Source organism: Janthinobacterium sp. 78 (genome assembly GCF_003096775.1).
Taxonomy (GTDB): Bacteria; Pseudomonadota; Gammaproteobacteria; order Burkholderiales; family Burkholderiaceae_D; genus Janthinobacterium; species Janthinobacterium tructae.
In genome coordinates, this window is sequence record NZ_QENT01000001.1 from 3,561,272 (window position 1) to 3,581,954 (window position 20,683).

22 protein-coding genes are annotated in these 20,683 nt (G+C 61.6%); 12 read left to right on the forward strand and 10 right to left on the reverse strand.

All coding sequences use genetic code 11. The features are described from left to right. Positions 1 to 46 precede the first annotated feature (46 nt). The 4 genes from C8C92_RS15630 to C8C92_RS15645 form a co-directional block, all read right to left on the reverse strand. Positions 47 to 496 carry a GNAT family N-acetyltransferase gene (locus C8C92_RS15630; protein ID WP_116744512.1) on the reverse strand — a complete coding sequence of 150 codons (450 nt, stop codon included), beginning with the start codon at positions 494 to 496 and terminating at the stop codon, positions 47 to 49. 60 nt (positions 497 to 556) lie between these two features. Next, positions 557 to 1,552 carry an NADP-dependent oxidoreductase gene (locus C8C92_RS15635; RefSeq protein WP_116744513.1) on the reverse strand — a complete coding sequence of 332 codons (996 nt, stop codon included), beginning with the start codon at positions 1,550 to 1,552 and terminating at the stop codon, positions 557 to 559. Between the two features lie 99 nt (positions 1,553 to 1,651). Next, positions 1,652 to 1,954: a Dabb family protein gene (locus C8C92_RS15640; RefSeq protein WP_099763690.1), complete on the reverse strand. Its 303-nt coding sequence runs from the start codon at positions 1,952 to 1,954 to the stop codon at positions 1,652 to 1,654. A gap of 240 nt (positions 1,955 to 2,194) precedes the next feature. Continuing rightward, on the reverse strand, positions 2,195 to 3,373 hold the full coding sequence (locus C8C92_RS15645) for an acetyl-CoA C-acyltransferase (protein ID WP_116744514.1): 1,179 nt from the start codon (positions 3,371 to 3,373) through the stop codon (positions 2,195 to 2,197). Between the two features lie 233 nt (positions 3,374 to 3,606). On the opposite strand from C8C92_RS15645, the gene C8C92_RS15650 reads away from it, so the two are divergent. Then, positions 3,607 to 5,307: an MFS transporter gene (locus C8C92_RS15650; protein WP_099763688.1), complete on the forward strand. Its 1,701-nt coding sequence runs from the start codon at positions 3,607 to 3,609 to the stop codon at positions 5,305 to 5,307. Between the two features lie 97 nt (positions 5,308 to 5,404). Here C8C92_RS15650 and C8C92_RS15655 read toward each other — a convergent pair whose 3' ends face one another. Together C8C92_RS15655 and C8C92_RS15660 are read right to left on the reverse strand one after the other, a co-directional pair. Beyond that, positions 5,405 to 5,602: a hypothetical protein gene (locus tag C8C92_RS15655; RefSeq protein ID WP_099763687.1), complete on the reverse strand. Its 198-nt coding sequence runs from the start codon at positions 5,600 to 5,602 to the stop codon at positions 5,405 to 5,407. Between the two features lie 131 nt (positions 5,603 to 5,733). After that, entirely contained in the window at positions 5,734 to 6,657 is a 924-nt protein-coding gene (locus C8C92_RS15660) for a LysR family transcriptional regulator (protein ID WP_099763686.1), read from the reverse strand. Positions 6,658 to 6,754: 97 nt separating this feature from the next. Between C8C92_RS15660 and C8C92_RS15665 the strand changes: the two genes are divergently transcribed. The 3 genes from C8C92_RS15665 to C8C92_RS15675 all read left to right on the forward strand — a co-directional run bounded on the left by C8C92_RS15665 (position 6,755) and on the right by C8C92_RS15675 (position 8,431). Further along, positions 6,755 to 6,994, forward strand: coding sequence for a DUF2798 domain-containing protein (locus C8C92_RS15665; protein WP_071077234.1), 240 nt, complete (start codon positions 6,755 to 6,757; stop codon positions 6,992 to 6,994). Positions 6,995 to 7,089: 95 nt separating this feature from the next. After that, positions 7,090 to 7,494 carry a VOC family protein gene (locus C8C92_RS15670; protein WP_207781011.1) on the forward strand — a complete coding sequence of 135 codons (405 nt, stop codon included), beginning with the start codon at positions 7,090 to 7,092 and terminating at the stop codon, positions 7,492 to 7,494. A 100-nt stretch (positions 7,495 to 7,594) separates the two neighbouring features. After that, positions 7,595 to 8,431 (forward strand): alpha/beta hydrolase, encoded by an 837-nt coding sequence (locus C8C92_RS15675; RefSeq protein ID WP_099763684.1) that lies wholly within the window; start codon positions 7,595 to 7,597, stop codon positions 8,429 to 8,431. A gap of 123 nt (positions 8,432 to 8,554) precedes the next feature. On the opposite strand, the gene C8C92_RS15680 is transcribed toward C8C92_RS15675, so the two are convergent. Together C8C92_RS15680 and C8C92_RS15685 are read right to left on the reverse strand one after the other, a co-directional pair. Next, positions 8,555 to 10,642, reverse strand: a complete 2,088-nt coding sequence (locus tag C8C92_RS15680; protein ID WP_116744515.1) for a 3-hydroxyacyl-CoA dehydrogenase NAD-binding domain-containing protein — start codon at positions 10,640 to 10,642, stop codon at positions 8,555 to 8,557. Between the two features lie 175 nt (positions 10,643 to 10,817). Further along, a complete protein-coding gene (locus C8C92_RS15685; protein ID WP_099763682.1) occupies positions 10,818 to 12,470 on the reverse strand; it encodes a 3-(methylthio)propionyl-CoA ligase in 1,653 nt (550 codons plus the stop codon). A 213-nt stretch (positions 12,471 to 12,683) separates the two neighbouring features. Between C8C92_RS15685 and C8C92_RS15690 the strand changes: the two genes are divergently transcribed. The 7 genes from C8C92_RS15690 to C8C92_RS15720 all read left to right on the forward strand — a co-directional run bounded on the left by C8C92_RS15690 (position 12,684) and on the right by C8C92_RS15720 (position 18,194). Further along, positions 12,684 to 14,162: a protein adenylyltransferase SelO gene (locus C8C92_RS15690; protein ID WP_116744516.1), complete on the forward strand. Its 1,479-nt coding sequence runs from the start codon at positions 12,684 to 12,686 to the stop codon at positions 14,160 to 14,162. Between the two features lie 9 nt (positions 14,163 to 14,171). Then, entirely contained in the window at positions 14,172 to 14,573 is a 402-nt protein-coding gene (gene msrB / locus C8C92_RS15695; RefSeq protein WP_099763680.1) for a peptide-methionine (R)-S-oxide reductase MsrB, read from the forward strand. Positions 14,574 to 14,657: 84 nt separating this feature from the next. Next, positions 14,658 to 15,287: a septation protein A gene (locus tag C8C92_RS15700; RefSeq protein WP_099763679.1), complete on the forward strand. Its 630-nt coding sequence runs from the start codon at positions 14,658 to 14,660 to the stop codon at positions 15,285 to 15,287. Next, the gene (locus tag C8C92_RS15705) at positions 15,284 to 15,571 is read left to right on the forward strand and encodes a BolA family protein (RefSeq protein ID WP_116744517.1); all 288 of its coding nucleotides are present in this window, start codon (positions 15,284 to 15,286) and stop codon (positions 15,569 to 15,571) included. The genes C8C92_RS15700 and C8C92_RS15705 overlap by 4 nt, the downstream gene beginning before the upstream one ends. An 84-nt stretch (positions 15,572 to 15,655) precedes the next feature. Next, on the forward strand, positions 15,656 to 16,435 hold the full coding sequence (locus C8C92_RS15710) for a peptidyl-prolyl cis-trans isomerase (protein WP_071077227.1): 780 nt from the start codon (positions 15,656 to 15,658) through the stop codon (positions 16,433 to 16,435). 116 nt (positions 16,436 to 16,551) lie between these two features. Then, entirely contained in the window at positions 16,552 to 17,328 is a 777-nt protein-coding gene (locus tag C8C92_RS15715) for a peptidylprolyl isomerase (protein WP_099763676.1), read from the forward strand. A 251-nt stretch (positions 17,329 to 17,579) separates the two neighbouring features. Beyond that, complete coding sequence (locus tag C8C92_RS15720; RefSeq protein WP_243420236.1) at positions 17,580 to 18,194, forward strand: DNA alkylation repair protein; 615 nt, start codon at positions 17,580 to 17,582, stop codon at positions 18,192 to 18,194. Here C8C92_RS15720 and C8C92_RS15725 read toward each other — a convergent pair. Then, positions 18,157 to 18,852: a TetR/AcrR family transcriptional regulator gene (locus C8C92_RS15725; RefSeq protein ID WP_116744519.1), complete on the reverse strand. Its 696-nt coding sequence runs from the start codon at positions 18,850 to 18,852 to the stop codon at positions 18,157 to 18,159. The genes C8C92_RS15720 and C8C92_RS15725 overlap by 38 nt on opposite strands. A gap of 108 nt (positions 18,853 to 18,960) precedes the next feature. Here C8C92_RS15725 and C8C92_RS15730 point away from each other — a divergent pair, with 108 nt between their 5' ends. Further along, positions 18,961 to 19,659 (forward strand): hydrolase, encoded by a 699-nt coding sequence (locus tag C8C92_RS15730; RefSeq protein ID WP_116744520.1) that lies wholly within the window; start codon positions 18,961 to 18,963, stop codon positions 19,657 to 19,659. A gap of 6 nt (positions 19,660 to 19,665) precedes the next feature. On the opposite strand, the gene C8C92_RS27770 is transcribed toward C8C92_RS15730, so the two are convergent. Beyond that, positions 19,666 to 20,559 (reverse strand): GNAT family N-acetyltransferase, encoded by an 894-nt coding sequence (locus C8C92_RS27770; RefSeq protein ID WP_243420237.1) that lies wholly within the window; start codon positions 20,557 to 20,559, stop codon positions 19,666 to 19,668. Positions 20,560 to 20,683: the final 124 nt, after the last annotated feature.

The following is a 20,683-nucleotide window of genomic DNA, read 5'->3' on the forward strand; positions in this document are numbered from 1 at the left end:
TGCGCGCTAACCCGACCTACCGTTGACGTCGTAGGTCGGATTAGCGCTACGCGCGTAATCCGACAACACCCTGGAACACCAGCCGCATCTCCACATGCGCAATCCCCGCCTCTTCAAATTGCTCCCCCAGCTGCACGAAACCGTGGCGCGCATAAAATGGCGCGGCCACGGTTTGCGCGTTCAGCACCACGGCGGCATCGCCGCGTGCGCGCGCCTTGTCCATCAGCAAGGTCAAGATGGCGCCGCCCACGCCCGTACCGCGGCCCGGCTGGCGCACGGCCATGCGGCCGATATGGCCGTCCGGCAATAATCGGCCCGTGCCGATGGCCTTGCCGGCCCCGTCATAGGCGACGGCGTGCAGGCAGACGGCGTCCATGTCGTCGAGTTCGATCTCGGCCGGCACTTTCTGTTCATCAACGAAAACTTCAAAACGGATGGCGGTCGCGTCAGGGCCCAGGGTGGCCCAGTCGCCGAGGCGGATGGTGTGCTTGGTCATGGTGTAATGTAGAAAGAGACAGGCCGTTATTGTCGCACGGCCTGCCTGTCCACAGAGAGATCAGCTGAGCTTGACCAGCTGCTTGCCGAAGTTACGGCCTTTCAACAGGCCAATGAAGGCTTCCGGTGCGCTGGCCAGGCCGTCGGCCACGGATTCGCGGAATGTCAGCTTGCCCGTCGCCACCAGGGTGCCCAGTTCTGCCAGGCCTTGCGGCCAGAATTCCGGCTGTTCCGAGACGATGAAACCGCGCACGGTGAGGCGGTTGGTGAGGATCAGGCGCGCATTGTCGAGCGGCGTCGGTTCGCCGTTGTAGCCGGCAATCCAGCCGCACACGGCCACGCGGCCAAACGCATTGGTGCGCGCCAGGGCCGCATCAAAGATAGCGCCGCCCACGTTTTCAAAGATGGCGTCGATGCCGTCCGGCGTCGCCGCCGCCAAGTCGGACGCCAAGCTGCCCGCCTTGTAGTCGACGCAGGCATCGAAACCCAGTTCTTCGACGACATAGCGGCATTTTTCCGCGCCGCCGGCGATGCCGACCACGCGGCAACCTTTCAGTTTCGCCAGCTGGCCCACGACGCTGCCCACGGCGCCGCTGGCGGCCGACACGACGACTGTTTCGCCCGCTTTCGGCGCCATGATCTGGTTCAAGCCATACCAGGCCGTCATGCCGGGCATGCCGACGGCACCCAGGTAGGCGGAGGCGGGAATATGCGTCGTGTCGACCTTGCGCAGCATGGTGCCGTCCGATACGGCCACTTCCGTCCAGCCCAAGGTCCCCACGACCGTGTCGCCCACGGCGAACTTCGGATGCTTCGATTCCAGCACCACGCCCACCGTGCCGCCGATCATGGTTTCATCGAGCGCTTGCGGCGCCGCATAGCTTTTATTCGCGCTCATGCGCCCGCGCATGTAGGGATCGAGCGACAGGTACTGGTTACGCACCAATAACTGGCCATCCGTGATGGCGGGAATGTCTTTCGTTTCCAGGCGGAAGTTATCTGGCTGCACTTCGGCTGTGGGGCGCGAGGCGAGGACGATGCATTGGTAGGTGGTCATGAATGCTCCTGTTATTAATCAAATGAAACCCAAAGGCGACTACTGGGGTCGAACCCTGAGGGTTCGACCCCAGCCCTTCGCTTTGGGGTTAACGGGTTTTCAAATTTCGTAATCCATGCACTGCCTTGCTTCCCGCACGGCCCCAAAAAACGGCTTGATTTTGACGTGCTCGGGGTGGTTCTGGTAAGCGTCGAGCGCTGCGCGGCTGGCGAATTCGCTGTACAGGACGATGTCGTAGGTCGCTTCCAGGCCAGGCTGGGCCACGGCCGCTTCGAATTTCAGGATGCCGGGTACCAGCCCGGAACAGGAATCGAGCAGGGCCTTGAGCTTCAAGGCGTTCGTGGCGCGGTCGGCGCCTTCGGCGTGGTCTTTGAGTTTCCAGAAAACGATGTGCTTGATCATGGCGGGTGCGAGTAGGCAAAGGGAGCCGATACTGTAACCGCTATCGGCCCACTCTGCAGCACGCACGCCACCACGCCAGACCAAGTAACCCCCAATAAATTCTTGCGATTTCTGACTTCCATAACCGGCGCTCTGCGGCGTTGCCCTCTGCTAGCAGTGCTCGCACTGCGTCGCAGCGGGCGCCTTGCATAGCATCCGGTTCTGTTCGTCATAAATTCACAATAATTTCCTGAGGATTACTTAGACGACTTCGAACAGCCCGGCCGCACCCTGCCCGCCGCCGATGCACATGGTCACCACCACATATTTGACGCCACGGCGCTTGCCTTCGATCAAGGCGTGGCCCGTCAGGCGCGCGCCCGACACGCCGTACGGATGGCCAACGGCAATCGCGCCACCGTTCACATTCAGGCGCTCCATGGGGATGCCCAGGGTGTCGGCGCAATACAGCACTTGCACGGCAAACGCTTCGTTGAGTTCCCACAGGCCGACGTCAGCCACCGTCAAGCCCGCCTTTTTCAGCAGTTTCGGAATCGCGTAGACGGGGCCGATGCCCATTTCATCGGGTTCACAGCCGGCCACGGCGAAGCCGCGGAAAATGCCCAGCGGCTGCAAGCCTTTTGCTTCGGCCACTTTCGCATTCATGACGATGGCCATCGAAGCGCCGTCGGAAAACTGGCTGGCATTGCCGGCGCTGATGACGCCACCGGGCATGGCGGAACGGATCTTGGCTACGCCTTCGTAGGTGGTATCAAAGCGGATGCCTTCGTCGCTGGAGATCGTCACTTCGCGCGACACCAGCATGCCGCTGGCCTTGTCGGCCACGCCCATGATGGTGGTCATCGGCACGATTTCCGCGTCGAACAGGCCGGCGGCCTGGGCGCTTGCTGCGCGCTGCTGGCTTTGCGCGCCATACACATCCTGGCGCTCGCGCGAAATCTGGTAGCGCTTGGCCACGGTTTCAGCCGTCTGCAGCATGGGCCAGTACACTTCCGGCTTGTGCTGCTGCAGCCAGACATCGCGGTACATATGTGTATTCATTTCATTTTGCACGCAGGAAATCGATTCCACGCCGCCCGCCGCATAGATATCGCCTTCTCCGGCGATGATGCGTTGTGCCGCCAGGGCGATGGCCTGCAAGCCCGAGGAACAAAAGCGGTTGACGGTCATGCCGGCCGTCGTGACGGGGCAGCTTGCGCGCAAGGCGACCTGGCGCGCGATGTTGCCGCCCGTGGCGCCTTCGGGGAAGGCGCAACCGACCAGCACGTCTTCCACTTCCTCCGCCTCGATGCGCGCGCGCTCGATGGCGGCCGCCAGCACGTGGCCGCCCAGGGTGGCGCCGTGCGTCATGTTGAACGCGCCCTTCCAGGACTTGGCAAGGCCCGTGCGGGCGGTCGATACGATGACGGCTTCATTCATGCTGTGTCTCCTTGTGGGAATGTTATATGGTCAATGATGGTATCTACGGAACGAGAATAGCACATTTAAGTACGGTCGTTCGCAAAGTTCTGGCGGATGGCAATTTGTAAGCCTGGTGTAAGTTTCAAGCAAGCATGACGTAAGGTTCGGAGAACACACTCGGCTCCAGCTGTTGCAAGAATGGTCAAAAAGACCTCGGCAATGGTTCACTATAAAACATAGGGAGACAAACCATGGCAACACCATCCGGCTCGGCCGACGTACGGAAATTTTCCACCAAGGGAACGCCGATTACACCTGAGGAACGCAAGGTCATCTTTGCATCCTCGCTCGGCACCGTCTTTGAATGGTACGATTTTTATCTGTACGGTTCGCTCGCTTCCATCATCGCCAAGCAATTTTTCATCGGCGACCCCACCACCACCTTCATCTTCGCGCTGCTGGCCTTTGCCGCCGGCTTCATCGTGCGTCCGTTCGGCGCGCTGGTCTTCGGCCGCCTGGGCGACATGATCGGCCGCAAGTACACTTTCCTGATCACGATTTTGATCATGGGCGGCTCCACCTTCATCGTCGGCTTGCTGCCGGGCCATGCCTCCATCGGCATCGCCGCGCCGATCATCCTCGTCATCCTGCGCATCCTGCAAGGCCTGGCACTGGGCGGCGAATACGGCGGCGCAGCCACCTATGTGGCCGAGCACGCGCCTGAAGGCAAGCGCGGCGCATTCACGGCGTGGATACAGACGACGGCAACCCTGGGCTTCTTCCTGTCGCTGATGGTCATCCTGGGCACCCGCCTGGCGACCGGCGAGAAGGATTTCGAGGCCTGGGGCTGGCGCATTCCCTTCCTGGTCTCCGTCATCCTGCTGGGTATTTCCGTCTGGATCCGCCTGGCCATGAACGAATCGCCTGCGTTTTCCAAGATGAAAGCCGAGGGCAAGACCTCGAAAGCGCCGCTGACGGAAGCGTTCGGCAAGTGGAAAAACCTGAAGATCGTCATCCTGGCCCTGATCGGCCTGACCGCCGGCCAGGCCGTCGTCTGGTACACGGGCCAGTTCTACGCCCTGTTCTTCATGATCCAGACCCTGAAAGTGGACCTGGCAACGGCCAACGTGCTGGTCGCCGTCGCCCTCCTGCTGGCCACGCCATTCTTCCTCTTCTTCGGCAGCCTGTCGGACCGCATCGGCCGCAAGTACATCATCCTCGGCGGCTGCCTGATCGCCGCCCTGACCTACTTCCCGATCTTCAGCGGCCTGACCCACTTCGCCAACCCGGCGCTGGAAGCTGCACTGAAGAACTCGCCAGTGGTGGTGGTGGCCGATCCGGCTTCCTGCCACTTCCAGTTCAACATGACCGGCACCAAGAAGTTCCCATCGTCGTGCGACATCGCCACGGGCTTCCTGTCGAACAGCTCGGTGAACTACACGAAGGAAGATGCACCGGCCGGCTCAATCGCCAAGGTGCGCATCGGCACGAAGGAGTTTTCCTCGTTTAACGCAGTCATGACGGCCGACGGCCTGAACTTCGATGCCGAAAGCAAGACCCGCGAAGCGGCGCTGAAGAAAGAAATCGGCGCCGGCATCAAGGAAGCGGGCTACCCTGCGAAAGCCGATCCGGACCAGATCAACAAGCCGATGGTGGTCTTGCTGCTGTTCATCCTGGTGCTGTATGTGACCATGGTGTATGGCCCGATCGCCGCCATGCTGGTGGAAATGTTCCCGACGCGTATCCGTTACACCTCGATGTCCCTGCCTTACCACATCGGTAACGGCTGGTTCGGCGGCTTGCTGCCGACCACGGCCTTCGCGCTGGTGGCCTTCAAGGGCGACATCTATTACGGCCTGTGGTATCCGATCGTTGTCGCCCTGGCGACTGTCGTGATCGGCACCCTGTTCGTCAAGGAAACGAAAGATAACAATATCTACGCTGACGACTGATCCGGTGCAATCCCCGGCCGCAATGCCGGGGCCTGCAATGCAAAACGCCGCTGACTGGTCAGCGGCGTTTGTTTTTTATACGGCGTAGGCGGCGAGCTTACTTGGTGCCCTGTTTCACTTGGTCGCGCTGCTGCACATATTCCTGGTAGCTGGTCTGGTTGCGCTTGCGGCAGGCATTGCGGTCGTCAAAATTATTGAGGCTATTGCAATACTCACCGATCTTGTCCCGGTTCGCGTCATACAAGACTTCACAGCCACTCATGGCCAGCAAGAAGGGAACGATCAGATATTTCATTGCTACTCTCATGGATAGGGACGAAATTGCGCACAAAAACACCAGATTGCCCACTGGATAAGCGAGCAAGCTTTATCTTAACGCGATCTTGACGAAAAGTACAAGCGCTCGGTATTACTGAGTAGAAAGGATCAGGGCAGTGTGGCGCCCTGCCCGTCCAACGCGTCGTTCAACAGCGGATTGCCCGCCGCAAACGCCGCCAGGTGCTCCAGCAGCACGCGCACGCGGGCCGGCAGATAGCGCCGCTGCGTCCAGACGGCGTACACATGGCGCGGCTGCGGCATCCAGTCGGGCAGCACGCGCACCAGCGAACCACGCGCCACTTCGTCGCGGCACTGCAGCAGCGGACACAGCAAGATGCCGATGCCCGCGTCGGCCATCTCCACGGCCAGGCGCATTTCATTGACGCGCAGGCGCGCCTGCGGTTCGATCAGCATTTCGGCGCCATCGCCGGGACGCCGCAAACGCCAGCTGCGCAGCGGTTCGGCCACGATCAGCTCGTGCTTTTCCAGCTCCTGCAAGTCGCGTGGCACGCCGGCGCGCGCCAGGTAGGCGGGCGCCGCCACCATCACCAGCGCGGCGCTGCCCAGCCGGCGCTGCATCAGCGAAGAATCGTCTAGCGCGCCCACGCGGATGGCCAGGTCGGCGCCGCTTCCCACCAGGTCTTGCAGCAGGTTCGACAGTTCCAGCTCCAGGCGGATATCCGGGTATTGCTGCATGAAGCTGACCCAGGCGGGCGTCAGCAAGCCGCTGGCGAAATTCACGGGCGCCAGCACGCGGATACTGCCCGAGACGGCCGACAGGCTGGCGTCGAGCTGCTGCGTCGCTTGCCGCAAGGCGTGCACCAGGGGACGGCACTGCTCGTAGTATTGCCAGCCTTCCGCCGTCGGCTGCAAGCGGCGCGCGCTGCGGTTGAGCAAGCGGTAGCCGAGCTGGCTTTCCAGCTTTTGCAGCCGGCGCGTGACGGTAGCGGCGGGCAAGTCTTCCTTGACGGCCGCCGCATGCAGGCTGCCCGCCTCGACGATGGCGACAAATAAGGCTAAATCATCAAGCATGATTGCATTTTTGGAATTTGAAATTAAAAATATGGCTCTAGTATAGATTGCTGCAAGTCGTTACGCTGGCATCTTTCCACTCTGTTGAAAGCACGCCATGTCCGATGCCCTGCGCCTGCGCTGCACGTTTGCCTTCCTGATGTCGCTGGTGATGACCCTGCTGATGAGCGCTTGGGTCACCTGGCTCAATATCGGCCTGCAGGCGGACTTCCTGCCCCGCTGGCGCCATGCGTTTTTTGCCGCCTGGCCCGTGGCCTTCTGCGCCGTGATGCTGTTCGCGCCCCGCGTGCAGCTGATGAGCCGCAGTATCGTCGCCCGGCTCGCCAGCCGGCCTTAACCGGCAGTCGGCCACCGCCGGTGTCACTCGGTTACTTCGGCCCACGGCCATCCTGATCCGGGCTATGCTATGGCGGTCCTTGTTTTTACAGTGGAATGCCCATGCTCGATCACGTTTCCCTTACCGTTGCCGACCTGGAGCGCGCCGAGCGCTTCTACGATGCCATCTTCGCCGCGCTGGGCGTGCCCAAGGTGGGCAGCGACCATGCCCATGCCTGGATAGGCTACGGCGAGCGCAGCGATGCCGAGCACCCCGAACGCAGCTATTTTTCCGTGCGCCTGGGCCCCAGGCCCGACGACGCACCGCGCCGCCACTGCTGCTTCAAGGCCGCCTCGCGCGCGGCCGTGGAAGCGTTCTGGCATGCGGGCCTGGCGCACGGCGGCATCGACCTGGGCGCGCCCGGCCTGCGCCACTATCACGCCAGCTATTACGCGGCCTTCCTGTTCGATCCGGACGGCAACCGCATCGAAGCCGTCTGCCATCGCGCCGACGCCGGCTGACAGCACGGGAAATCGGCCTCTGTTCAACGTTTCCACTTCCTTGCGATTTGCCTATAATGGCTGGCACGCCATACCGGTCCCTGCATCAAGAAGGAGATTCATGCATCATCTATTCGTCGGCCGCCCCGCGCGCACCATGCTCCTCTCCAGCGCCGGCTTGCTGCTGGCAGGCTGCTCTCTGTTGCCATCGACCCCGGTCACGCCGGGCGTGCCCGCCACGGCCGCCCTGCCCGACGCCAGCATCGCCTATGCCTTGAGTGGCCAGGGCGGCTTGCCCGTGGTGTTCCAGTCCGGCATGGGCGACGGCAAGGATGTGTGGGCCAAGGTGGTGCCCGAAGTGGCCAGGCAGCACCGCGTGCTCGTCTACGACCGTCCCGGCTACGGCGACAGCAAAAAAACCACCACGCCGCGCGACCCGTGCACCATCGCAGCCCAGCAGCGCGCCCTGCTGACGCAAGCGGGTCTGAAACCGCCGTATGTGCTGGTCGGTCATGGTTTGGGCGGGCTGTACCAGTATGTGTATGCCAGGCTGTACCCGCAGGACGTGGCCGGCCTGGTCTTGCTCGACCCCACGCACCCGCAGCAATGGAACCGCCTGCAAACGGACGCGTCCACCTACGCCATGCTCGTGAAGACGCGGCGCAAACTCATGTTCAACAGTACGGAATCGGCCGAATTCGATGCCCAGACGCAATGCCTGCAGCACGTCGACATGCGCAGCCCCCTGCGCGTGCCCGCCATGCTGCTGGTGCGCGACAAGTTCGGCATCGAGGAAATGGGCTCGTTTGAAAACGTGGTGCGGGCCCAGGAAAAGGACTGGCAGCGCCTGTCCGGCGCGCCAGCCATCGAGCGCATCACGGGCGCCGGCTACTACATCCAGAAAGACAACCCCGTCATCGTCAACGAGGCGGTCAAGATGGTGGCGAAGAAGAAGTAGTGGCGTCGGATTACGCGGCGTACCGCCGCTAATCCGACCTACGCCGACTTACTCAGTAGGTCGGATTAGCGTGGCGAAGCCGCGCGTAATCCGACAACATCGGGCGTCAACGGTAGCGCCGGATTAGCTATTGAAACCCTTGCCCTCGCCCGCCAGTTTCACCAGCAGCGGCGCCGGCGTCCACGCTTCGCCGTGGCGGCCTTTCGCGTAGCCGGCAATCGAATCGAGCACGTTCGGCAAGCCGACCGTATCGGCATAGAACATGGGGCCGCCACGGAACAGCGGGAAGCCGTAGCCCGTCAGATACACCATGTCGATATCCGACGCGCGCAGGGCGATGCCCTCTTCGAGGATGCGCGCGCCCTCGTTGACCAGCGCATACACGAGCCGTTCGACGATTTCCTGGTCGCTGATCTTGCGCCGCGCCACGCCGATGTCGGCGCAGTGCTGCACTATCATGGCGTTCACCTGCTCGGACGGATACGCCTTGCGGTCGCCCGCCTTGTAGTCATACCAGCCGGCGCCTGTCTTCTGGCCGTAGCGACCGAGTTCGCACAGCAAATCGGCCGTCTTCGAATACGTCACTTCCGGTTTTTCCACAGCGCGGCGCTTGCGGATGGCCCAGCCGATGTCATTGCCGGCCAGGTCGCCCATGCGGAACGGGCCCATGGCGAAGCCGAATTTCTCCACAGCCTTGTCGACTTGCTCCGGCAAGCAACCTTCTTCCAGCAGGAAACCGGCTTGCCGGCTGTATTGCTCGATCATGCGGTTGCCGATGAAACCGTCGCACACGCCCGAGACGACGCCCGTCTTTTTCAGTTTTTTCGACAGCGCCAGCGCCGTGGCCAGCACATCCTTTCCCGTTTCCTTGCCACGGACGATTTCCAGCAGTTTCATGACGTTCGCCGGGCTGAAAAAATGCGTGCCGATCACGTCTTGCGGGCGCTGGGTGAACGCGGCGATCTTGTCCAGGTCCAACGTGGACGTGTTCGAGGCGAGGATGGCGCCCGGTTTCATGACGGCATCGAGCTGCCTGAACACGGTTTCCTTCACGCCCAGCTCTTCAAAGACGGCTTCGATGACGATGTCAGCCTGGGCAATGTCGGCATACGCCAGCGTGCCGCTGACCAGAGCGATGCGCTGCTCGGCCTTTTCTTGCGTGAGCTTGCCTTTTTTCACCGTATTTTCGTAATTCTTGCGGATGGTGGCCAGGCCCTTGTCCAGCGCTTCCTGTTTTGTTTCCAGCAGCATCACGGGGATGCCCGCGTTGGCGAAGTTCATGGCGATGCCGCCGCCCATGGTGCCGGCGCCCACGATGGCTGCGCTGGCGATCGTGCGCACGGGGGTATCGGACGGCACGTCAGGCACCTTGCTGGCGATGCGTTCGGCAAAGAAGGCGTGGCGCAAGGCTTTCGACTCGGGCGACTGCACCAGCTGCATGAACAGCTCGCGCTCGTACTTCAAGCCCTCGTCGAACTTCATCGTCACGGCGGCCGCTACGGCATCGACGCATTTCAGCGGTGCAGGGAACGGGCCGGACATGGCTTTGACCGTATTGCGCGAAAACTGCAGGAACGCTTCATGGTTCGGGTAGTCGACCTTGCGCTCGCGCACTTTCGGCAACGGGCGCACATCGGCCACTTTCGTGGCGAAGGCCACGGCGGCTTGCAACAAGTCGGCGCCGGGGGCGATGACTTCGTCGAACAGGGCCGTGCCGGCCAATTTCTCTGACGCCACGGGCGTGCCCGAGACGATCATGTTGAGGGCCATTTCCAGGCCCAGCACGCGCGGCAGGCGCTGTGTGCCGCCCGCGCCCGGCAAGATGCCGAGTTTGACTTCCGGCAAGGCCATCTGCGCGCCCGGCGCGGCCACGCGGTAGTTGCAGCCCAGCGCCAGCTCCAGGCCACCGCCCATGCAAACGCTGTGGATTGCCGCCACCACCGGCTTGGTCGATTGCTCGACGACGTTGATCAGGGTGTGCAGGGTCGGTTCCGTGAGCGCCTTGGGCGAATTGAATTCCTTGATGTCGGCGCCGCCCGAAAAGGCCTTGCCGGCGCCCGCGATGACGATTGCTTTGACGGCCTCGTCCGCCAGCGCCTGGCGGATGCCGGCCACGGCGGCCGTGCGCGTAGCCAGGCCCAGTCCATTGACGGGCGGATTGGCGAGGGTAATGACGGCAACGGCGCCGTTCACTTGATATTCAGCACTCATGTCTCTTCCTTACTGGTGTATTGGTGTTTACTTGGCGATGAAGTAGTTGCAAGGGATGAAGCTTCACTATACCGCATAAAAGAACGATCGTATTATTTTTTGTCGCGGCGCGCAGTGACGGTACCGGCCATCATGGTACAACAGCGCCCCCCCCCCTCCTTGCGCGCCACCTCGATTACATGCCGGGCAACTGGTGGCCCTTGAACTGCTCGCGCAGCTTGTTCTTCTGGATCTTGCCCGTGGCGCCCATGGGCAAGGCGTCGATGAACAGCACGTCGTCCGGCGTCCACCACTTGGCGATCTTGCCCTCGAAGAACTGCAACAAAACCTCGCGCGTGACCGTCATGCCGGGACGTAGCACCACCACCAGCACGGGCCGCTCATCCCATTTCGGGTGGAATACGCCGATGCAGGCCGCTTGCAGCACGGCCGGATGGGCCATGGCCAGGTTTTCCAGGTCGATGGTGCCGATCCACTCGCCGCCCGACTTGATCACGTCCTTGCTGCGGTCGGTGATCTGCATGTAGCCATCCGCGTCGATGGTGGCCACATCGCCCGTGGGGAACCAGCCATCCTGCAGCACGTCGCCGCCCTCGTTCTTGTAGTACGACGAGATGATCCACGGCCCTTTCACCAGCAAATGGCCATAGGCGACGCCATCCCACGGCAATTCCTTGCCGTCGTCGTCGACGATCTTCATGTCCACGCCGTAGATCGCATGGCCCTGCTTTTGCAGGATCTTGCGCTGTTCGTCCTTCGGCAAGTCCAGGTGCTTGGTCTGCAAGCCTCCCGCCGTGCCCAGCGGCGACATTTCCGTCATGCCCCAGGCGTGGATGACTTCCACGTCGAACTTGTCGATCAGGGTATCCATCATGGCCGGCGGGCAAGCCGCGCCGCCGATCACCGTGCGGCGGAAAGTGGAAAATTTCAAGTTGTTCTGCAAGGCGTGATTCAGCAGCCCCAGCCAGACGGTGGGCACGCCGGCCGAGAACGTTACTTTTTCCGCCTCGAACAGCTCGTACAGCGACTTGCCATCGAGCGCCGCGCCGGGAAAGACCATGCGCGCGCCGGACAGGGGCACGGAATACGGCAAGCCCCAGGCATTCACGTGGAACATGGGCACGACGGGCAGCACCGTGTCGGAGGCGCGCACGTTCAGGCCGCTGGGCATGGCCGAGGCATACGCGTGCAGCACGGTGGAGCGGTGCGAATACAGGGCGCCCTTGGGGTTGCCCGTCGTGCCCGAGGTGTAACACAGGGTGGCGGCCGCGTTTTCATCGAACAGGGGCCAGGTGTAATCGTCGGAATGCGTGGCGATCAAGTCTTCATAGCACAGCAGGTCGGGGATGCTGCTGCTGGCCGGCATGCGCTCGCGGTCGCACATCAGCACAAAATGGCGCACGAAGGTGCAGTCGGCGGCGATTTTCTCCACCACGGGCAGGAAAGTTAAATCGAACAGCAAGACCTGATCTTCCGCGTGATTCGAGATATAGGCGATCTGGTCGGGAAACAGGCGCGGATTGATGGTGTGCAGCACGGCACCCGAGCCGGACACGGCATAGTAGGCTTCCAGGTGGCGGTAGCCATTCCAGGCCAGCGTGGCAACCCGGTCGCCCATGCCGACGCCGAGGCCATGCAGGGCATTGGCCAGGCGGCGCGCGCGCTGGTGGCAATCGCGGTAGGTGTAGCGGTGCATATCGCCCTCCACCCGCCGCGAAATGATTTCGCTGCCTGCATAATGACGCGCTGCAAACTCGATAATGCTGGAAATCAGCAGGGGCTGATTCATCATCTGGCCCATCACTGGACTCAAGGGAAATGCCGACATCGTGTCTCCTGGGCTGGCTACTCGGTTATTGTAGGAATTTAAAGATTTTCCTTAGTTTCGTACGGTCGTGCGGAAATCGTCAACGCATTTCGATATTGCAATGCAGCATGGAATTTTCGATTCCGTTTTTTGCAGTGCCGGCGTCCGGTACGGACCTTCGCGCCGTGCGGTAAAATCGTGTTCCAGCCTGGCGCACCTTGCCGGCGCATCTACTTGAATGGAATCGCCATCACCGCTCATACCTTACCACTGGACAATGCCTTTGCGACATTGCCGCCCGCGTTCTATACGCGGCTGATGCCCACGCCCCTGCCCGCGCCCTACTTTGTCGCCGCCAGCGCGCCGGCGGCAAGCCTGATCGGACTCGATGCCGCGCGCCTGGCGCAAGCCGATTATGTGGAGCTGCTGATCGGCAATACCGTCGCCGAGCGCTCGCTGCCCCTGTCGGCCGTGTATTCGGGCCACCAGTTCGGCGTCTGGGCCGGCCAGCTGGGCGATGGCCGCGCCATCTTGCTGGGCGATATCGCCACCGAACACGGCCCGATGGAGCTGCAGCTGAAAGGCGCCGGCGCCACGCCGTATTCGCGCATGGGCGACGGACGCGCCGTGCTGCGCTCGTCCATCCGCGAATTCCTGTGCTCGGAAGCCATGGCGGCGCTGGGCATTCCCACCTCGCGCGCGCTGTCCATCATGGGGTCGCAGCAAGGCATCATGCGCGAAACGGTCGAGACGGCCGCTGTCGTCACGCGCATGGCGCCCAGTTTCGTGCGCTTCGGCTCGTTCGAGCACTGGTTTTACCGCAAGAAGCCGGACGAGCTGAAAATCCTTGCCGATTACGTCATTGACAGCTTCTACCCCCAGTTGCGCGCTGCGGCAAATCCGTATCAAGCCTTGCTGGCCGAAGTGTGCGTGCGCACGGCGCACATGATCGCGCACTGGCAAGCCGTGGGCTTCATGCATGGCGTGATGAATACGGACAATATGTCGATCCTGGGCCTGACCCTCGATTACGGCCCGTTCGGCTTCATGGAAGCGTTTGACACGGAACACATCTGCAACCATACGGACCAGCAGGGCCGCTATTCCTACGCCAACCAGCCGCAGGTGGGCCACTGGAATTGCTATGCGCTGGGCCAGGCCCTGCTGCCGCTGATCGGCGAAGTGGAACTGGCGCAGGCGGCGCTGGACAGCTACCAACCCGCCTTTGCGGAGAAGATGAATGCCTTGCTGCGCGCCAAGCTGGGTTTACAGACCATCCAGGACGACGATACGGCGCTATTCGACAGCATGTTTGCGCTGATGCAAGCCAATCACGTCGATTTCACCAACTTTTTCCGCGCCCTGGCGACACTGCAGGTGGCCGCCCCAGAGCACGACACGGCGCTGCGCGACCTGTTCATCGACCGCCCCGCCTTCGATACGTGGGCGGCGCAATACCGTGCGCGCCTGTCGCAGGAGCACAGCGTCGATGCCGAACGGCAAGCGGCCATGAACGGCGTCAACCCGAAATACGTGCTGCGCAACTACCTGGCGCAAGTGGCCATCGAAAAAGCCCAGCAGCAGGACTACACGGAAGTGGCGAAATTGCTGGAAATACTGCAAAAGCCATTTGACGAACAGCCCGAACACCAGCACTATGCGGCCCTGCCGCCCGACTGGGCCAGCCACCTTGAAGTCAGTTGCTCATCCTGAGGAGTCATTATGACCACCAATAAAGTCAAGAAAACCGACGCCGAATGGCGCGCCATGCTCGATTCCATGCAATACGAAGTCACGCGCCACGCGGCCACGGAACGGGCCTTCACGGGCAAGTTCTGGGACCACCACGAACACGGTGTCTACACCTGCGTCTGCTGCAACACGCCGTTATTTGCCTCGGACACGAAGTTCGATTCCGGCTGCGGCTGGCCCAGCTATTTCCAGGCGCTGGACCCGGCCAACGTGACGGAGATTGTCGACCGTACCCACGGCATGCTGCGCACGGAAATCGTCTGCGCCGTTTGCGACGCCCACCTGGGCCACGTCTTCCCGGACGGCCCGCCGCCGACCGGCTTGCGCTATTGCATCAATTCGGCTTCCTTGCGCTTCGATCCGCAGCCTTGAGACACCGGTATAGCTTGGGAGCGCCACGGTTGCTCCTAAGCCATTCCTAAGATGATTTTAATAAGACCAGTGTAAAGTCTCGCCATGAAATTTCTATTCGACCTATTCCCCCTGATCGCCTTCTTCGCCGCCTTCAAACTGGGCGGCATGTATGAAGCGGCTACGCACGATTTCGTGCAGCAATATTTGTCCGGCTTCGTGTCTGGCGGCCTGATCAAGGCTGACCAGGCGCCATGGATACTCGCCACCCTGGTCGGCATCGTCGCCACCGCCTGCCAGGTCAGCTATCTGCTGCTGCGCGGGCGCAAGGTGGACGGCATGCTGTGGCTGTCGCTGTTCATCTTTGTCGTGTTCGGCGGCGCCAGCATTTACCTGCATGACGATTTCTTTCTGAAATGGAAGCCGACCCTGATCTACTGGCTGTCCGGCCTGGCCCTGCTGATCGCCCATGTGGGCTTCAAGAAAAACCTGATCCGCAAGACCATGGAAGCACAAGTGCAATTGCCTGATGCCGTCTGGAACCAGTTGCTGGCGGCATGGATCATTTTCTTTGGCGCCATCGGCGCACTGAATTTGTTCGTCGCCTTCGTGCTGTACAAGGGCGACATGGCCGCCTGGGTCAGTTTTAAAGCGTTTGGCGCGACGGGCATATTCTTTGCCTTCATCGTGCTGCAAACCCTGTTCCTCGCCAAACATATCAAGGAAGACGCATGATGACGAACGACACGACAACGCGCATGCAGCGCATTCGTACCCGCCTGGCAACGGCACTTTCCCCTCTGGAATGCGTGCTGGAAGACGACTCGGCGCGCCACCGGGGCCATGCGGGCGCCGCCTCGGGCGGAGGCCATTACAATCTACGCATTATTTCTAGTCAATTTGAAGGGCTCAGGCTCGTCATGCGCCATCGACTGGTGTATGATTCCGTGCACGATATGATGCATAATGAGATACATGCATTGGCGATTGTGGCCCTGGCGCCGTCCGAAGTAGTGTAAGGATGGTGTTTTGGTGTACCCGAGCCATGTTATCAATTTCTTTCCATGCGTTTTTTACGAAACTTTCCCTAACAGGATTTAATAATGACTTTTAAGCCAGCCCGCTTGCTGATCGCACTACTCGCCGTTGTCGCGGTACCTGTTTTTGCGCAAAATGTTGCCGTTGTTAATGGCAAGCCTATCCCATCGTCGCGCGTTGATGCAGTCGTCAAGCAAGTCGTCGCCCAAGGCCAGCAACCGGATTCGCCGCAATTGCGCGAAATGATCAAGAAGGACTTGATCGGCCGTGAAGTGCTGATGCAAGAAGCGGAAAACAAAGGTTTCGGTAAAGATGCAGCCGTCAAGCAGCAAATCGAGAACGCACGCCAGGCTATCGTCATCAACGCCCTGGTCGGCGACTACCTGAAAAAGAACCCCGTCAACGACGCTGAAATCAAGGCAGAATACGACAAGTTCGTAGCCCAGACGGGCGACAAGGAATACCACGTGCGCCACATCCTGGTGGCCACCGAAGCGGAAGCGAAAGACATCATCGCCAAGCTGAAAGGCGGCGCCAAGTTCGAAGACCTGGCCAAGCAATCGAAAGATGCCGGTTCGGCCGACAATGGCGGCGACCTGGACTGGGCAGCCCCATCGTCGTTCCCGAAAGTGTTCTCCGACGCCTTCGTGAAACTGCAAAAAGGCCAGGTCACCGACACCGCGGTGCAAACGCCTAACGGTTTTCACGTGATCAAGCTGGACGACACCCGCGCGGCCAAGCTGCCGACCCTGGAAGAAGTCAAGCCACAGATCGCCGAAGCGCTGCAGCAAAAGAAACTGCAAGCGTATCAGGAAGAAATGATCAAAAAAGCGAAAGTTCAGTAAGAACTGACCTCCCCGGCGCCCTTTTCGGCGCCGGTCGTGTATTCTGCGCCTGAATGCGCACTGCGCGACAGTCGCGATCTTTTGTACCGGTTTTTGTATACTTATTAGGAATAAACATGATTTTGAAGCCAGCCCGCCTGATCTTAGCCCTGGTCGCCGTCGTCGCGATCCCTGCCTTCGCGCAAAACGTCGCCACCGTAAATGGCAAGGCCATCCCATCGTCGCGCGTTGACCAGGTCGTCAAGCAAGTCGTCGCCCAAGGCAAGCAAGCCGATTCGCCGCAATTGCGCGAAGCCATCAAAAAAGACCTGATCGGCCGTGAAGTGCTGATCCAGGAAGCCGACAAGCAAGGCTACGGCACGCGTGCGGAAGTCAAGTCGCAGATCGACAATGCCCGTCAAAGCATCATCATCAATGCCCTGCTGGCCGACTACGTCAAGAAGAACCCTGTCAAGGACGCTGAAATCAAGGCCGAGTACGACAAGTTCAAGGCACAAGCTGGCGACAAGGAATACCATGCACGCCACATCCTGGTGGCCACCGAAGCGGAAGCGAAAGACATCATCGCCAAGCTGAAAGGCGGCGCCAAGTTCGAAGAACTGGCGAAAGTATCGAAAGACGGTTCCGCGGCCAATGGCGGCGACCTGGACTGGGCTAGCCCAGCTTCGTACGTGAAGCCATTCTCCGACGCCATGGTGGCCCTGAAACCAGGCCAGGTCACGCAAACGCCGGTGCAATCGCAATTCGGCTTCCACGTGATCAAGCTGGAAGAAACCCGTCCGACGAAGCTGCCGTCACTGGAAGAAGTCAAGGGTCAAGTGGCCGAGTCGCTGCAACAGAAGAAACTCGCCGCCTACCGCGACGAACTGATGAAGAAGGCAAAAGTCCAGTAAAAACGCCTGATATAAGCTACTGCGCGTCGCGCTTTGCGGCCTACGATGCTCACCGTACCTTCGTACGGTTGCGCGTCTCGGCCACAAATCGCTGCCGCTCGCTACGCTTCTATCAGCCGTTTGGATGGCTGGACAAGAGCGCTCCCTGGGGGCGCTTTTTTTACGCCAGAAAAAAGCGAGATGCGATGAATCTACATGAAGAATTAAGGATAGCACTCGAAACAGTCGCCAACGCCACCCGTGCAGCGCCCATGCAAGCCTATATGCGCGACCAGTTCGTGTTCCTGGGCGTGGCGGCGCCGCAGCGGCGCCTGGCCGCCAGGGGCTTGCTGTCGGGCTTGAAAGGCATAGCTGCCGATGTGCTGCTGGAACATGCGCAACTGCTGTGGCAGCAGCCGCAGCGCGAATACCAGCACGTGGCGCTCGACATGCTGGCCCTGCACAGGCGCCAGCTGCGCGTCGAACACCTCCCCGCCCTGCTCGGCCTGGCGCGTCAGCGCGCCTGGTGGGATAGCGTGGACGGCATGGCGGGCATCGTCGGCGACGTGCTGCAAGCGGAACTGCGGCGCGGCGGCGACGGCCATGCGCATATGCTCACGGCCTTGCAGCACGAAGACTTCTGGCTGCGCCGCATCGCCATGCTGCACCAGCTGGGCTGGCGCGCCGACACGGATGCCGGGTGGCTGTTCGACGCGGCCCTGGCGCTGGCGCATGAAGACGCGTTTTTCATCCGCAAGGCCATCGGCTGGGCCCTGCGCGATTACGCGCGCCATGCGCCGGCAGAAGTGCAAACTTTTGCTACGCAGCACCGCCAGCAACTATCGCCGCTCAGCTACCGCGAAGCGCTGAAGCACCAGCCAAGCTGAACGACGATCCGCCCAGCAATCGCAGCGCCGCGTCGATGCGGGAAGCGGCATCCCAGGCCGGCACGGGCGCCAGCTGCCCCAGCGCCATCTGCCGCAGCGGCTCGGCGATCACCATGGCCAGCAGCAAGCCTGCCAGTTCGTGCCCATCGTGCCCATCCTGCAGCACCAGATGGCCGCGCGCCGCCTGGCGCTGCAACCACTCGGCCAGCAAGGCCGTGCCCCGCTCGATGCCGTTGCGTTGATATACAGCCAGTAACTCCGCGCGCGCGGGAAACTCCGTGCACAGCAAACGGAACAGGCCGACGGCGTCCGCCGTCAGCACGCGCGCCACCATCGCCTGCAAGATCTCCTTCAATAAGGGCAGCACTTCGCCGGGCGCGGCCGCATCGTGCGCCATGGCTGGCAGGAAGGCATCCGTCCAGCCGCGCACCACCAGGGCCACCAGTTCCTCGCGGTTGGCCGCATATTGATACAGCGACTTCTTGGCCATGCCCGCGTGGCGCGCCACCGCTTCCATGGTCGTGGCCGCATAGCCTTCGTGCAGCAGCAGCCAGGTGGCCGCCTGCACGGCCGCCTCGCGCGCTTCCTCGGGCGGACGCGCCGGACGGCCCCGTCCACGCACAGCCTTGCTCTCTGTATTGCTTTCTTCATCCAGCATGCCGACTCCCGTCTTGATCGATGGGCAATTCTACACTGAAACATATTTTGGAAACGTTCGACGTTTCTTTAATATATAATTGTCTCACCCCCAACAAAGGAGAACGACATGACGCAGCCTATTGAATTCCCATGGAGCATCACCAACACGGGCGACTTGCTCGACCCGTTTCCCCTGCACCTGGAAACGGGCGTTACGCGCCTGGACGACGGTTGCCTGCTGGTGGCGGCGCGCACGGAGCTGCACGGCTGCAGTGGCCGCATGCTGGACTGGTGGTTTACGTTTTTCGAGACGACGCAGCACATCAAGTGGTGGCACCCGCACGATCATGTGACCCATCACGGCTGGAACAGCGCATGGAAAAAGGGAGAAAGTTATTACGGCGCTTCGATCGAGGCGGTGGAGTCCTTGGGCGACATTCCACCCGTGAAAGCCAAGCTGAAGTTCCATGATCCGAAAGAAGTGTTTGACCCGGCGCAACTGCAACGGGCCAAGGACAGCGGCGCCCTGTCGGCCGCCATCTGCGCGCGCATCGGCTTTGGCGAGCACGTGCAACTGGACCCGCACGGCGATCCGCTCGACGGCGAAATGCTGCACCTGACACGCGACACGCCCACAGGCTGCGTGCTGCGCAGCCGCTTCCTGCTGGGACGCAACAGCCTCGATCCCGTGCGCGACGTGCCCGACGTGCTGGGCCTGAACCTGCTGCGCCATTGCTACAGCGAATTTACCTATCTGTCGCGTTTCCTGCCGTCCTTGTACTACGGCGAGCATGCCAATGGAGAGCAGGCGCCGTTGCCCTGGTAAGCAGCCTTACAGCCGCTTGTGCATGCGCGCCAGCGGCAGTTTGATGTCATCGGGCAAGTCCAGGTGAAAATCTTCCGTGACGGCAAAACCGCTGGCCAGGTACAGCGGCACGCCGGGCAAGGTGGCAGCCAGTTCCAGTGCCGTAAAACCGGCGGCCAGCGCCTGGCGTTCGCAATGGCGCATCAGCATGCTGCCCAGACCCTGGCGTGCGGCTGTAGGTTCGACAAAAAAGGCGCGGATGCGGCCCGGCTGGCTGGCCGGGTCGAGCAGCGGGTCCGGCCCGCTCTTCGCGCGGTCGGCGCCATACAGGGTGGCGCGCTGGCTCCAGCCGCCGCAGGCCAGCATGGCGCCGTCGCGCTCGATGACGAAATACGTCCGGTCGGCAACGAGCTGCGTATCGACGCCGAACACGTGGCGCGTCACGGCCTGCGCCTGTTCCTGCGTGTAAAAGCCCGCGCTCAATGCCACGCCGGAACGGGCGATCAGTGCATTCATTTGCGGCACATCGGCCGGCAGCGCCACGCGCAAGCTGGTCAAAGTGCCAAAGCTGAACCAGGCGCGGCTGATGCGGCCCCGCTCCACCTCGTACGTCGCCACCAGTTCTTGCGCGGAAACACCGTCCGGCGTGTCGCCATGCACGATCTCGTGGTCGATCACCAGCTTGCCGCAAGCGATGCGGTTAAGCAACTGCGCCTGTGGCCGGCTGGCGGCGAAACGCGCCGTGAAGCGGGGGCCGATCTGTGCACTGCCCGTGGCCAGCAAGGTGTCCGGGTGCAGGAATTGCTGCGCATCATCGGCGTAGATGGCCAGCAGGGCGGGCACGTCGTGGGCGTTGTAGGCGTCCAGTTGGGCCTGAACCACCGCCGTGGGCGAAATGCGTGTATCGTTGACAAGCACCATGGTGCACCTGTTGTGATGTGGTTGGAAAGTTGCAAAGCGTAACACTGTCGCTCCTGTCGCGGCGCGGTTTACTGCGATAATAACAAGATTCGCCTCAAGCAGCATGTTGAGGCGTCACAATCAA